This is a genomic window from Afipia dichlorophenoxyacetatis (genome assembly GCF_055386385.1).
The window spans coordinates 3,351,369-3,364,201 of sequence record NZ_AP029250.1; the positions used below are offsets into that span (position 1 = coordinate 3,351,369).

Here is a 12,833-nt window from a genome sequence, read left to right on the forward strand (position 1 = left end):
TCATAAATTTTCCGTCAGGGCCTCTCGCCTTTAAATAATCCCCCTGATGCAAGGGACCGTTGTTCGGAAACGCGCGGACCGGCATAATAGGATTATTCGATTATCCCTTATCTATCATCAGGTTGATTCCCATGGACGTATCAGGTCTCGTCTCCGGTGCGGGTGGCTTTATCGCATCCGCATTCGTTGTCGCCGGATATACGATGCGGACGATGATCCCGCTTCGCATCTTTGGGATCCTTACCAACGTCTTCCTGATCGCGTATTCGCTCCCGCATCACCACTACGCCATCATGGCGCTTCATCTCATTCTGCTGCCGCTAAACATCTATCGGCTGCGCGAAATGCTGTTGCTGGTCCGCGAGGTCAAGAAGTCGGTCAACAGCGATCTGTCGATGGCCTGGTTGAAGCCATTCATGACCGAGCGGAAGTGCAGAGCGGGTGAGGTCCTGTTCTACAAGCACGAAAAGGCGGAGGAGATGTTCTACATCGTCAACGGCCGGTTTCGTCTTGTGGAATCGGGGATCGAACTGCCGAACGGCGCCATCGTCGGTGAACTTGGCATGCTTTCGCCGTCAAATAAAAGAACGCAGACGCTCGAATGTATCGAGAGCGGACTGGTGCTGAGCGTGACCTATCAGAAAGTGGAAGAGCTCTACGTCCAGAATCCAGAGTTCGGATTCTACTTTCTGAAGCTGGTCAGTGCCCGATTGTTTCAGAATGTGGGGCGGCTTGAAGCTCAACTTGCAGAGAGCAGCGCACAGGCAACATCGTGAAGGTCAGAGTCAAAGTTCCACAGTCTCCCTTCAGGCTTCTAAAAGAGCGCTATTTTGGAGAAGAGACGAGAAATCCGTGGGTAGCCCGCAACGCGTTGACTGCGCTGTCTGCCCGGTTGCCGGCGGATGTTGTGCCAATCGTGTCTCAGGCCGTCCATTCCTTGATTGATTACCAGGACCCTGATTACGCGTTGCTCTACCTCGATCGCATTGAACGCTATATCGGACCGCGAGGTCCGCTTCTGCCGACCCTCGGGGAGCTCGCAAGTGTTTTATTCCAACGAATGCAATTTGAAGATCCGATTTGCATCGCACAATTGAAGTTGACAGAGGCAGGGGGCGCAACAGCGAGGCCGGATCGCAACTCGTCGATCCGGGTGGAGAGATTCCGCTGGGATGAGATTATCCATATGCTCCCCTCAAAGGCGGCGGCGAAAGCACAGAATCTTTTTGCGCGATTGCGGCTGGCACGTCTGTCCCACCGGACTGTGACGATGCGTTTCCGCGCGACCGGCTATTTCTCTCTCCTTCGGCTGCGCGGGCTTTCGGCGCTACGTATCAGCCGGCCTTTTTCACAGCGCTTCAAGACTGAGAGGACCTGGGTCGAGCGTTGGCTGCATATGGTTGATCGCTGTCTGGTGAAACAGCCAGCCGCTGCGCCTGAAGTCGTCAGAACCGCGATGCTCATCAAAGGGCACGGTGACCAGTACCACCACGGTCTGTCGACATGGAACGTGATTATCGACAGCCTTGTAAAGCCGACCTGCGACGGCACGCTGCCACTGCAAAACCTGACGGATGCGGTAAGGGACGCACGACAGGCCGCAATGGAAGAGCCGGGGAATAACCGCCTTTTGAATGTCATCGAACATATCAGAGCGGAGGCAAGGCGGGAGAGCAGGGCGGAGACCTAAGGATTGGGTGAAAATACACAACGACGTGTTTTCCGATGCGACCGCGGCCAGATGGCTTGTCGTTCATATTTGTTCTAGGGTTTACTGCCCGAGGGACAGAGTCGTGATGCGACTGCGGGCGTGGTGGAGACAGCTAGGATGACCAGATTTTTTGGATTTATTTTTGTTTTGACACTTATTGGTCTGGGTGGTCTCGCGAGTGCGAATGCGGCGGATGACATCAAACTCAGCAACAATCAACGCATTGCCTGTGGACGCGGTCTGACGGCTGGCAAGCTGCAGAACATCAACTGCAAGTCCTTCGCCTATATCTTCAATTCCCGCACATCGGAATTCTATCGTTGTCAGCTCAACGTTGCGGTCACGCGTGACAACAAAGAGGTTTTGAAGGTCGATACGGACGGCGGATGTACCCTCAAGGCGCGGATATTCGCCGAGGATTCGTCCTACGCATTTGATGCGACCGAAACGGAACCACCGAACACCAATGCCTTCTTCGGCTCAGGAGGGACGGCCATCTGGGTCAGCGACACGACCACCTTGAAGGCCAAAGGATGTATGATCATCAACGTCGGGATAGCTCCAGACGTATTAAAATGCGTCGACATGACGTTTGGAAAGTAGCGCTCATCCAGGATCATCCTCAGGGAAGGGCAATCCACTTCACTTCAGCATGAGTGCCAAGACCAACACAGCCAGCCCTAGGACAACCGCGATACCGATCGCCCACGTTGAAACGCGAACGCTGCTGGCCTGTTCACGCGAGGCCTCGTTCCGGGCAATCTTCAGGTCCCGCGCTTTGTTCTCGTGCTCCTGATCAGTCACGACCCCTCCTGACCTTGACCATCGAAACCCATCTATCCGCGATCCGGATTGCCCAGACCAGCAGGGTCCCCAACGCGACAATCAATCCGCAAAGAATAAACGAAAGATCTGCAGCACTTATAGAAGGGTCCATCAAAAATTCTCCTTCAGCGCCAACCCAGCTCCGTCCTTCAACAGATAGTCATCGCGCCAAATATTGGCAGGGCTGCGCGGAAAATTCGGAATATTTCCCGTTCTCCGGGTTTTGATCGAAGAACTCCAAGTGTTGGTTGAGTATGCTGCAGGGGTACGTAGTTTTACGACAGCCGCTTCTCTGAAATGAGGTCATCATGCGCAATGTAACTCTGGCCCTTCTGACGCTGACAGGACTACTGGTCTTCAGTCAGCAGAAGGCGCAGGCGACGGAATATCCGTACTGCAACCACCACGTTATAGGTTGGGGGGGTATGCTCGAAGATTGTCTGTACACGACCATGGATCAGTGCCGCGCGGCCGCAAGCGGATTGAATGGGTGGTGTGAGCCCAATTGGCGGCTTCAGTTTAAAAACCCCGATCCGGAGCCGGTGAAGCGCAATCGCACTCGTCGCCAGACCCGCCGAGGCGAACCAGCATAAACTAACGGGATCGCGATCTTTAGAGGAATGCGGCGGCACGTGGTTGTGCCGCTGGCAGGTCATTGTTCGTCCGTCCATCCAAGGATCTGCCTGACCAGCAGCGGGCCGGCCACAAGCAGCAAGAGAACGATGGCAATGATGTCGAGCGCTGTGCTTTCCATCGCGCGATCGCCGTTAGATTTAAGTGCGCGTGAGGAATTCGACGCCGACGATCGACCCCTTACGCCAAACTACCCGGCATCGGGTCGTCTTTCTGACGTCCTTTGAGAAGGCGAGATCGAGCTTGCTTTCGTTCAAGCTCGAATCCGAGAGCTGAATGCGAGCTCCACCAGCCGAGAGATCGAGGATGGTGCAACTGCGCTTTGCAAAGCCGCCGTCGAGCGCGACCCACGCGTCGTGTTTGGTCCTGTGACGAGCCTTTCGATTTTCACGTTTGAAAACAGCCATGAGATGCCTCCGTTTCTGATTGCACCTCGATACGCCGCAGAACTTTCGGAAAATTTGAATCAAAGCTCCAGATAAGGGGCCCCGCCGCAAGAAATCATTAACCAAAGCAAGTACTGAGACCCAGTCTGGGCACCCGCCACCTCAGCCAATCATCCCCGTGTCAAATTGCATGCCAGCGACTCGTTTCTCTGGGAAGGGCGGGAGAACATGTGCAATGGCGAAGGAAAACGCCGGAGAAAAAGTGGTTGCACATTCCACCCCTTCCGTCGTTGATTAGCTCTCAAATGTAACACTATCCGGTCCGCCATTGGTCACGACGCGTCTCTCACACATGCAGCGCCGCCAAGTGCGGTTCTTGGCAATCACAACTCTGATCGTTGCGATTGGTCTGGTTCTCTTTGTCGCATTGAGAACGTCCAATCCGGCCATTTCCACGGATGCAGGCGTAAGTGACAGCGCAACATATCTTCAGATCGTAGAGCGCATTCGCGCCGGCGCCGGCTACTACACCGCCGCGCATCAAATCCTATTGGCAAACAACTACGGCACGGCTTCGGTCTTCAACTGGCGAACACCTGCATGGGCGGAGTTGCTTGCGCACTTGCCGTCGCTTCGGTGGGCCCAAGGCTTACTCGCCGGCTTGGCAATGGTCTCGGTGCTGCTGATCTATCGGATGGTCCGGCACGATGGCGGCCCGATCATTGCGGCCGCAACTTTCGTTGCGCTGGCAACAAATCTTGTCGGCCTTGGCGCCTCCGAGAGTGTCGTCTTTACCGAGGTATCCGCTGGCATCCTCATCCTTTTCTCGGTGAGCGCTTATGGCAACGGCTCGCGCATACTGGGTGCAATTGCCGCGATTGCGGCGCTTTTCATACGAGAATTGGCAGGCCCTTATTTGCTGATCTGCATGTGGCTCGCGCTGCGTGAGAAGCAGTGGAAAGAACTCAAATTCCTGGTTGTCGGTCTCGTCATTTATGCTGCGTACTTCGCTTGGCACTGGATCATGGTGAAGCAGCAGCTCGGGGAGGCGGATCGCGCCTACAACGCGGGCTGGGTCCAATTCGGCGGCCTGAAATTCGTACTAGAAACGGCGCAGTTCAATGGGTTGTTCAGCATCATCTCTCTGAACTGGACGGCGTTGCTGTTACCGATTGCGATGCTTGGCTTCATCGCTTGGCCTAATGGGACACGATCGGGCCTTTTCGTTGCGACCTATCTTGTGCTTTTCGCCGTGATTGGCAAACCGTTCAACACCTACTGGGGCGCGCTCTTTACGCCGGTATTGATGCTGGGGCCCGCCTGGGGTTGTTTTGCACTCTACGATGGCCTGTTCGCAAAAGGGGCCGTCACCGCACACACCAAACCCGGCTGAGGGCGCAGATCGTAGCCACAGGAGATCTTTGGTTAGAACGTGACGCGCGTTGACGAAGCTCCGCATGCTGCAATAAAGAAGCACGTCGGAATGTTGGTTAGCAAAGACGACAGCTCAAGCTGCCGGCCCCTTCTCAGGGTTTAGCTATACAATTCAACGACTTGGAAGGGTGTCCGAGTGGTTTAAGGAACCGGTCTTGAAAACCGGCGATGTCGAAAGGCATCCGTGGGTTCGAATCCCACCCCTTCCGCCAGAAAACTAGCGAAATCAATGTCTTGGACGAATTTCTAAAGGATGTGCGCAAGTTTGCGCACAATCCTTATCAACCTACGCGCAGGTTCTCTGCTGACTCTTTGCCCCGGTTCGCAACGATCTCGTAGCTCACCTTGGCGCCTTCGTTGAGATTCGAAAGGCCGGCCTTTTCGACTGCGGAAATATGGACGAAGACGTCCTTGCCGCCCTGGTCAGGCTGAATAAAACCGAAGCCTTTTGTCGGGTTGAACCACTTCACAGTTCCTGTAGCCACTTTTGAAATCTCCAGAAATTTAAGAACGCTCAGCAAACCCGAGATTATCACCCGTGACAATAGTGATTCGCGGGGAAAGGAGGACGGTTGGATTTTCAGCCGTCCTCAGATGTTAGTTAGGCAGCGAGCCGCGGCAGGCTTTCACTCAGGCTTTGATGCTGGAAGTCCGCCCAGTTGCGCCGTCGCGTGCTGGCGAGAGTGGACCGCCCTGGTAGCAGTGTTTTCCGGACTCATTGGTATAGGCACAGCCAGTCTCTTCGCTTGAAGACCGCAGTCCTTTGCTGGCATACTTCGCCCGGGTCATATCGGTCCACATGTGCTTCTCGTCGATGCTTCAACACCGACTGAATCACAAGCCTCTGATTTCACCCAACTTCTTTTTGGGGCAGACACTTTTAGATATGACGCGTTTTATTTTCCTGGCCATCACGCTGACCAACGCTGTCGCCGCCGCGCCGGCCTTCGCGGATAATTATCAATACGACTTCACTCTCATCCATCGCCCGCCGCATATGACGAACGAGCAAATCGACGTCGGCGTGCAAGCGATGACGAAAGTCTGCGATCCGTCTAGCGAGCTCAGCTATGGGTCGAAGCAATTTCTCGATTGCATGCGCGCCCACGGATACAAGCTCTTGCGCGTCGAACGCCAGAAGAGTCCGTCCAGTCAAAAACCCAGCAGCACTGTCAAGCTCGCGCCGGGTCATTTCATCAACGAGTACGGCATGGATTGTGTCTCGGGGGACAATTGCGACTATCCCAAGGGGACCGTGCATTATTGGGATCCATATCAGCTATTGTCGTGTACGCGCACGGGCGCGATGTCTATATGCAAAAACTTTTAGTCTCGGCGAGGCCGCCTCAATGGATGCCGTGGCCAAACGCAACGCTCTTGTTTCGGCGACGAGCAGGAGCGGACACCACCTCCGCCAGAAAATCGAGACGGGAAGCCGCCGATATCGTCTAGCAGGCGAAGGAGACGCACTTGTCCACACGCACAGGCGCGGTCGGCCCGGCCGGGCGGTGTGGGTAGGGGGATAACGCCCAGCCGGGCCTCGCCGCTGTGACCTCGAAAGCGGCACAGGACAAACTCTGCGCGGGCTCTCCGTTCCGTCACTCAAAGGGGTTAGACGATTTGGCGAGCTCGCAGCCAGCCATATCCGCCGCATTTGTCAGCTCGAGAATCACGAGCCACAAGTAGAGACCCCACGCGGCCGACGACACGCTTATTTATTCGCCCCGTTGTTTGGCTTTTTGCTCAAGCGTCCGAAGCGCGGCTGCGGCTTCATTGGCAGCCGCTTGAAGATCGCTCGCCGATACAATCTTGAGCCCGGCGATATCCAACGCATCCAGGATGGATCTTGCCGCTTCCACTCCCATCACCGGACCGTCCTCTTCCATGACAGGCTCGACGGCAGGCAGATGTGCAATAATAACCTTGGCTGTCTCGTTCATCGACACGCCTCGCATTATGAAATTGGAGAACAATGAATTTCGGCACGACAAAGCGCCGTAATGAAAAGTATGGAAATCAACTGTCGCTGTAATCGCGTCGTCGGGCCGTTTTTGTTGTCTAACTCAGAAGCAAAAGAGCGCTGCCTAACGCCATCAGCGTCAAGCCAAACCAATTCTCTTTGGCGTTAAAACCAGCACCAGGTTTAGGAGGCTCCAGGGTTGGTTCTTGCATCGCTGTAGGAGTTCGCCTGACATCGCTCAAGCGGCCGCGCCAAATCGGCAGAGCAACCAGGACGAGGAATCCTCCAAACACGAACAGCGCGCCCAGCAAAGTGAGTGCCATTCGGTCCTCCCACGCGACGAACAACGAGATTTAAGTACGAGGACATCGAAAAGTTCCGCACCGGGTTGTTTGAGGATTAGTTACTGGTGCGAAATCGTTGGCTCTTCCCGCAACCGGAAGGTGCGAGCCGAGTGCATCCGCCGCTCTGCGATTCTGTCATGGAAAAGATCTTTGTCAGCCCGATGCCCAAAGCCACGTTGGTCAATCAGTGGTCTCGCATTCCCACCTGCTGTGTCAGATCTGCTCCTTAAACTTCGGATGCAGCTGGCTTTTTGGTCGTATCCCACACAACAACCACCGGCAGGGACGGGCGTAGATATCCCCAAAATCAACTCTTGGTTTACCACGTCCACCGGCGCGCCATTTCCCAAGCCCGCGGGATAGGTTAGTTCTTAACGAGGGAAGAAGTGATCTCTTAGCCATCGCCTCGCGGTAGGCGAACGGGCTTTGGGATGTTATTGGTGTTTTATGGGGAATAGCGCCAACGGGTCGGGCAGAGGTGTCGCGCGTGCCGTGACGGCAAGCGTCGTGTGCCTGCTTGTCGCGAACTGCGCATCATCGAATAAGTTCGCCAGCCGCGTCGATCCAAAATACGGCGTCTCATCCAGCCCGCGAGTGGTGGAATTCGGCGAGCCCGTCCCCAAGGGGGGCGGCACGTATCGCGTTGGCAAGCCTTACGTCGTCGGCGGGCGAACCTACGTCCCTGAAGAAAACGTCAACTATCGCGCCGAAGGACTGGCATCCTGGTATGGCGACGATTTCCACGGACGCCTGACAGCCAACGGCGAGGTGTTCGACATGACCTCGCTGACCGCGGCGCATCCGACCATGCCGCTGCCGAGTTACGCGCGCGTCACCAATCTCGCCAATGGCAAGTCCGTCATCGTTCGCGTCAATGATCGCGGCCCATACCATGGCAATCGCCTCATTGACGTCTCGAATACCGCCGCCCGGCTGCTCGAATTCCGCGACAACGGCATCGGTCGTGTCCGCGTTGAATATGTCGGCCGCGCGCCCCTTGAAGGATCCGATGATCGTCAGTTGATGGCGACCCTTCGGACCGGCGAGCCAGCGCCTGCGCCATCCAACGTCCGCATCGCATCGGCGCGTCCATTCATTCCGGAAGCCGTATCGGCAACCCGTGGCGTAGCCGCAGGGGATGTTCCGCTTCCGCAAGGACGTCCTTACAGCCTCGGAAATACGGCTGAAGACGTCTCGGCGTCCAACCGCATGTCGGAAGTCTCTGCCTCGTCCCGCGTTCGAGGCCGGCGTCTCACCCCGGCTGTCGTCGCGGAGAGCAGCGAGGATGAGGCGGCCGAAGCCGCGCCATCGGCCAAGCCGGTTGCAGCTTATGCACCGGCGTCGCGTGACGGAAGCTCGAGCCTGATGTCTGCCCGGGGCCTGTACTAAGAGACCGGACAAGACGCCGATCTTCTCCGCGTTTAAGCGGAGACCTCCTTCAAGAACGCAATCAGCGCATCATTCACCTCGGCCGGGCGTTCCTGCTGGATCCAATGCCCGGCGCCCTCGATGATCAGCTTGCGCTTCAGGTTCGGCAGCACGCGCTCCATTTCAGTCACGCGCTTGCCGCCGATAATACCCGTAATGACGGCATCCTTGGCACCGGCGATAAAGATCGAGGGCTGCTCAATCTTCGCGTCCTGCCAGGGCGCGGTCAGGTCCCAATTCCGATCGAGGTTACGATACCAGTTCAAGCCGCCGCGGAAGCCGGATCGCGTGTAGTTTTCGACGACGTGGGTCTGATCTTCCGGCGTGAGCCATCTGGCCAATTTGCGCTCGATCGACGTATCACCGAGAAAGCCGAAGCCATCTTTGAGAAAGAGGGTATCTACACCGTAGGCAATGGCGCGCATGGTGTAGTCGATATCGCGTTCGAACTCTTTTTCCGCGACGCCCGGTGTCTGGAAATACTGCCAGTAGAAATTGGTGACGCCGTTCTTGGCGAGCGCCTCCATCGGACGCTCGCGCCCACGAAAAGGTGGGGGTACGCTGAGACCACCGACCGCCTTGAAGATATCGGGCCGGAACAGAGCCGCGTGCCACGCCACCGGAGCGCCCCAGTCGTGGCCGATAATAATCGCCTCTCTCTCACCGAGGGCGGTCACCAGCGCAACCATGTCGCCGACCAGGTTGAAAATCGAGTAAGCTTCGATGTCCTGTGGCGCTGACGTGCGGCCGAACCCGCGCATGTCGGGAGCCACGACACGGAAACCCGCCGCGGCAAGGGCAGGGAGTTGGTGTCGCCACGAATGGGACAATTCCGGCCAGCCATGGCAAAGCAAAACCAGCGGACCAGAGCCCTGTTCGGTGACGAACATGTCGATACCGTTGGCCGAGATCATCCTCGATGTGGACATCTAGTCTCCGTCGCTAAAGGATTGGCTTGGAACGCCTAAAAGGCCAGCTAGGCCGGCGGGATAGCCGAAAACACTGCGTTGTTTGCCATTATGCCAACTGTTACAACGCCGTCCTTAGGAATCGACGCATGGCAGCCATTTCGTTCCTCTCCCGGATCTGCAAGCGCCCCTCAGGGCGCACCTGGCGCGTGGTTGCCGTCAGTCTGCTGGCGGGCGCGGTCATATTCGGCGGCGCAGTCAAGGCAGCGAACAATAGCGTTCAGGGCGCCAAGAAGGACGAAGGCGGCTTTGATAGCGGCGCGCCGACCGCCATTCTGATCGAGGCGAAGTCCGGCAGCATTCTGTTTGAAAAGAACGCAGACGAGCTGCGCGCTCCGTCGAGCATGATGAAGCTGATGACTGTCGAGGTGGCCTTCAACGCCTTGACCAAGGGCGAGATCAAGCTCGAGGACGAATACAAGATCAGTGAGAATGCCTGGCGGAAAGGCGGAGCGCCCTCCGGCGGCTCGACGATGTTCGCGGCCATCAACAGCCGCGTGAAGGTCGATGACCTGCTGCACGGAGCCATCATCCAGAGCGGCAATGACGCCTGCATCGCACTTGCCGAGGGCATCTCCGGCAACGAGCGCGATTTCGTGGAGCGCATGACCAACCGCGCACGCGAACTTGGCTTGAGCAAATCGACCTTCGGCAATGTCAACGGCCTGCCGGATCCCGGAAACAAGATGACCGTCCGCGAACTCGGCATGCTCGCGCGCCACATCATTCTGACTTATCCGGATTTCTACAAGCTGTTCGGCGAACGTGAATTCACCTGGAATAAGATCCGGCAGCAAAACCGCAATCCGCTTCTGAACTCGCTCGAAGGCGCTGACGGCCTGAAAACGGGCTACACCAAAGAAGGCGGCTACGGCATGGTCGGCTCGGCCGTGCAGAACGGTATCCGGCTCGTCGTTGTCGTGAATGGCCTGGAAGATTCCGATGACCGGGCGGCGGAGGCCAAGCGATTGCTGGAGTGGGGCTTCCGCAGCTTCGAGATCCGGACGCTGTTCGCGCAGGATCAGACGGTCGGTTACGCCAAGGTGTTCGGCGGCGACAGCGGCTCGGTCAAGCTGACGACGTCAGAGCCTGTGAAGGTGATGATCCAGCGCAACGGCAACGACAAGTTGCTCGCGCGCATTGTCTACAATGGTCCGGTCAAGGCACCGATCCAGACGGGGCAGCAAATCGGCACGTTGAAGGTATGGCGCGGCACCAACCTCGCGCTTGAAACCCCGCTTCTCGCGGGTGAATCCATCGAAAAAGGCTCGACCACACGCCGTGCACTCGATGGAGCGAGCGAACTTGTCATTGGACTTTTTCGGGCCGGCGTCGAGAAGCTCTAACCATGGCCAATCTCGCGAAAAGATTGAGAGCAGCACGCGGCCGCTTCATCACGTTTGAAGGCGGCGAGGGCGCCGGCAAATCGACGCAAATCAAGCTGCTGGCCGAGCGCCTCGACGATGGGAAAATCCCCTCGATCACCACGCGGGAGCCCGGCGGATCGCCTGGGGCTGAGATTATCCGCCATCTGCTGTTGTCCGGCCTCGGCAAGTTGCTGGGACCCGATGCAGAAGCCCTGTTGTTTGCAGCCGCGCGCGACGATCACGTCGCGACGGTTATCAAACCGGCGTTAGAGCAAGGGAAGTGGGTGTTGTGCGATCGCTTCACCGACTCGACCCGCGTCTATCAGGGTGAACTCGGCCACGTCGATCCGCAGCTCATCCGCGCGATGGAGCGGGTCACGATCGGCAATCTCAAGCCTGATTTGACGTTCATCCTCGATGTGCCCGTCGCCGTTGGCCTGAAGAGGGCCATCGAACGGCGCGGGACAGCCGTGGCCGATCGCTTCGAAGGCGAGGGTCTCGAGTTTCATGAAACGCTCCGCAAGGCTTATCTGGAGATCGCTAAGAACGAACCGCAGCGTTGCGTCTTGATCGATGCGAATACTGATGCCGCAACTGTTGCATTCCGTATTTGGACCGCGTTACGGGATCATCTTTTTTCTGCGGCAATCGCAGGCCAGAACAAGGCATGAGTTCGAAGTCCGCTGAAAGAGAAATATCCGTGCTCGCTCCGCGCGAGACGAATGTGCTGTTCGGTCATCGCGAGGCGGAAGCAACGCTGCTCAACGCCTATCGCAGCGGGCGGATTCCTCATGCTTGGCTAATCGGCGGCGCGCAGGGGATCGGCAAAGCCACGCTGGCCTATCGCATGGCGAAGTTCGTGCTTGCGCACCCCAATCCGTCATCCCCACGCGTACAGAGCGCCGAGACGCTTGCAGTCGATCCGGATCATCCGGTGGTGCGGCAGGTCGTGGCCGGTAGTCATGGCGGCCTGCTGACGCTGGAGCGAACCGCAAACGAGAAGGGCGCGTTGCGGAGCGTCATCACAGTTGACGAGTCCCGAGAAACCATCGGCTTCTTCGGCTCGACGGCAGCCGTCGATGGCTGGCGCATCTGTGTGGTCGACACCGTCGATGAGCTGAACGCCAACGCCTCAAACGCGCTCCTGAAAATCCTCGAAGAACCACCGGCGCGTGCGCTGTTTCTCTTGCTCAGTCATGCCCCGGCTCGCGTCATGGCGACGATACAGTCACGTTGCCGCAAGCTGCCGTTGCGTCCGCTGAACACAGACGATGTCGTCCGGGCAGCGTCCGAAGCGGCAGGCCTGAGCAGCAGTGACCCAGCACTGCGAGAAGCAGCCGCTGAGTCTGACGGCAGCGTCTTGCGGGCGCTCACATTGCTCGGCGGCGGTGCATTGGGACTTCAACAACGGACACTTGAACTCTTGAACGCCTTGCCACGCGTCGATCCGCGCGCACTTCACGCGCTGGGCGACGCACTGGGCCTCAACGACCGCGTCGGCCTCAGGGCATTCGTCGACACCATCGACCGCTGGCTGACAGGACATCTGCATGCGCCGGATGCCGGCGCAAATCTGCCACGCCTTGCACGGCTTGCCGAGGTATGGGAAAAGATCAACGGTGCCGCGCGCGAGACCGAAGCCTTCAATCTTGAGCGAAAACCTTTGGTTTTCTCGGTATTTAGCATGCTCGCTGAAGCAACCGCAGGTTATCCGTCGCAGGTTCGATAACTGAACAATTGCCGGCTTTGCAGCGCCGCTTCGAGTGAAAGCGATGTC

At 57.5% G+C, this 12,833-nt stretch carries 16 protein-coding genes and 1 tRNA gene; 11 read left to right on the top strand and 6 right to left on the bottom strand.

Annotation, left to right across the window (positions count from 1 at the left end; genetic code table 11):
- The first annotated feature begins 131 nt into the window (after positions 1–131).
- The 3 genes from ACZ5C3_RS15785 (at position 132) to ACZ5C3_RS15795 (ending at position 2,314) form a co-directional block, all read left to right on the top strand.
- Positions 132–776 (top strand): Crp/Fnr family transcriptional regulator, encoded by a 645-nt coding sequence (locus tag ACZ5C3_RS15785; protein ID WP_464031123.1) that lies wholly within the window; start codon positions 132–134, stop codon positions 774–776.
- Positions 773–1,690 carry a DUF6537 domain-containing protein gene (locus ACZ5C3_RS15790; protein WP_464044147.1) on the top strand — a complete coding sequence of 306 codons (918 nt, stop codon included), beginning with the start codon at positions 773–775 and terminating at the stop codon, positions 1,688–1,690. The genes ACZ5C3_RS15785 and ACZ5C3_RS15790 overlap by 4 nt, the downstream gene beginning before the upstream one ends.
- Before the next feature lie 138 nt (positions 1,691–1,828).
- The gene (locus tag ACZ5C3_RS15795; RefSeq protein ID WP_464031125.1) at positions 1,829–2,314 is read left to right on the top strand and encodes a hypothetical protein; all 486 of its coding nucleotides are present in this window, start codon (positions 1,829–1,831) and stop codon (positions 2,312–2,314) included.
- Between the two features lie 39 nt (positions 2,315–2,353).
- Here the strand turns inward: ACZ5C3_RS15795 and ACZ5C3_RS15800 are convergent, their stop codons facing one another.
- A complete protein-coding gene (locus ACZ5C3_RS15800; protein WP_464031127.1) occupies positions 2,354–2,515 on the bottom strand; it encodes a hypothetical protein in 162 nt (53 codons plus the stop codon).
- A gap of 329 nt (positions 2,516–2,844) precedes the next feature.
- Between ACZ5C3_RS15800 and ACZ5C3_RS15805 the strand changes: the two genes are divergently transcribed.
- Positions 2,845–3,129 carry a DUF3551 domain-containing protein gene (locus ACZ5C3_RS15805; protein WP_464031129.1) on the top strand — a complete coding sequence of 95 codons (285 nt, stop codon included), beginning with the start codon at positions 2,845–2,847 and terminating at the stop codon, positions 3,127–3,129.
- Between the two features lie 180 nt (positions 3,130–3,309).
- On the opposite strand, the gene ACZ5C3_RS15810 is transcribed toward ACZ5C3_RS15805, so the two are convergent.
- Positions 3,310–3,576, bottom strand: coding sequence for a PilZ domain-containing protein (locus ACZ5C3_RS15810; protein WP_464031131.1), 267 nt, complete (start codon positions 3,574–3,576; stop codon positions 3,310–3,312).
- Positions 3,577–3,931: 355 nt separating this feature from the next.
- Between ACZ5C3_RS15810 and ACZ5C3_RS15815 the strand changes: the two genes are divergently transcribed.
- A complete protein-coding gene (locus tag ACZ5C3_RS15815; protein ID WP_464031133.1) occupies positions 3,932–4,948 on the top strand; it encodes a hypothetical protein in 1,017 nt (338 codons plus the stop codon).
- A 163-nt stretch (positions 4,949–5,111) separates the two neighbouring features.
- Positions 5,112–5,201, top strand: a tRNA-Ser gene (locus tag ACZ5C3_RS15820).
- A 69-nt stretch (positions 5,202–5,270) separates the two neighbouring features.
- Here the strand turns inward: ACZ5C3_RS15820 and ACZ5C3_RS15825 are convergent.
- The gene (locus tag ACZ5C3_RS15825) at positions 5,271–5,474 is read right to left on the bottom strand and encodes a cold-shock protein (RefSeq protein WP_464031135.1); all 204 of its coding nucleotides are present in this window, start codon (positions 5,472–5,474) and stop codon (positions 5,271–5,273) included.
- A 278-nt stretch (positions 5,475–5,752) separates the two neighbouring features.
- Here ACZ5C3_RS15825 and ACZ5C3_RS15830 point away from each other — a divergent pair, with 278 nt between their 5' ends.
- The gene (locus ACZ5C3_RS15830) at positions 5,753–6,319 is read left to right on the top strand and encodes a hypothetical protein (protein ID WP_464031137.1); all 567 of its coding nucleotides are present in this window, start codon (positions 5,753–5,755) and stop codon (positions 6,317–6,319) included.
- 385 nt (positions 6,320–6,704) lie between these two features.
- Here ACZ5C3_RS15830 and ACZ5C3_RS15835 read toward each other — a convergent pair whose 3' ends face one another.
- Positions 6,705–6,929, bottom strand: a complete 225-nt coding sequence (locus ACZ5C3_RS15835) for a hypothetical protein (RefSeq protein ID WP_464031139.1) — start codon at positions 6,927–6,929, stop codon at positions 6,705–6,707.
- 118 nt (positions 6,930–7,047) lie between these two features.
- A complete protein-coding gene (locus tag ACZ5C3_RS15840) occupies positions 7,048–7,272 on the bottom strand; it encodes a hypothetical protein (RefSeq protein WP_464044148.1) in 225 nt (74 codons plus the stop codon).
- Positions 7,273–7,740: 468 nt separating this feature from the next.
- On the opposite strand from ACZ5C3_RS15840, the gene ACZ5C3_RS15845 reads away from it, so the two are divergent.
- Positions 7,741–8,682, top strand: coding sequence for a septal ring lytic transglycosylase RlpA family protein (locus tag ACZ5C3_RS15845; RefSeq protein ID WP_464031143.1), 942 nt, complete (start codon positions 7,741–7,743; stop codon positions 8,680–8,682).
- A 32-nt stretch (positions 8,683–8,714) separates the two neighbouring features.
- Here ACZ5C3_RS15845 and ACZ5C3_RS15850 read toward each other — a convergent pair whose 3' ends face one another.
- Complete coding sequence (locus tag ACZ5C3_RS15850) at positions 8,715–9,650, bottom strand: alpha/beta fold hydrolase (protein WP_464031145.1); 936 nt, start codon at positions 9,648–9,650, stop codon at positions 8,715–8,717.
- Positions 9,651–9,778: 128 nt separating this feature from the next.
- Between ACZ5C3_RS15850 and ACZ5C3_RS15855 the strand changes: the two genes are divergently transcribed.
- The 3 genes from ACZ5C3_RS15855 to ACZ5C3_RS15865 are packed head-to-tail and all read left to right on the top strand — an operon-like array spanning position 9,779 to position 12,785.
- Positions 9,779–11,035: a D-alanyl-D-alanine carboxypeptidase family protein gene (locus ACZ5C3_RS15855; RefSeq protein WP_464031147.1), complete on the top strand. Its 1,257-nt coding sequence runs from the start codon at positions 9,779–9,781 to the stop codon at positions 11,033–11,035.
- A gap of 2 nt (positions 11,036–11,037) precedes the next feature.
- Entirely contained in the window at positions 11,038–11,727 is a 690-nt protein-coding gene (tmk, locus tag ACZ5C3_RS15860; RefSeq protein WP_464031149.1) for a dTMP kinase, read from the top strand.
- Positions 11,724–12,785 (top strand): DNA polymerase III subunit delta', encoded by a 1,062-nt coding sequence (locus ACZ5C3_RS15865; RefSeq protein WP_464031151.1) that lies wholly within the window; start codon positions 11,724–11,726, stop codon positions 12,783–12,785. The genes tmk and ACZ5C3_RS15865 overlap by 4 nt, the downstream gene beginning before the upstream one ends.
- Positions 12,786–12,833 lie beyond the last annotated feature (48 nt).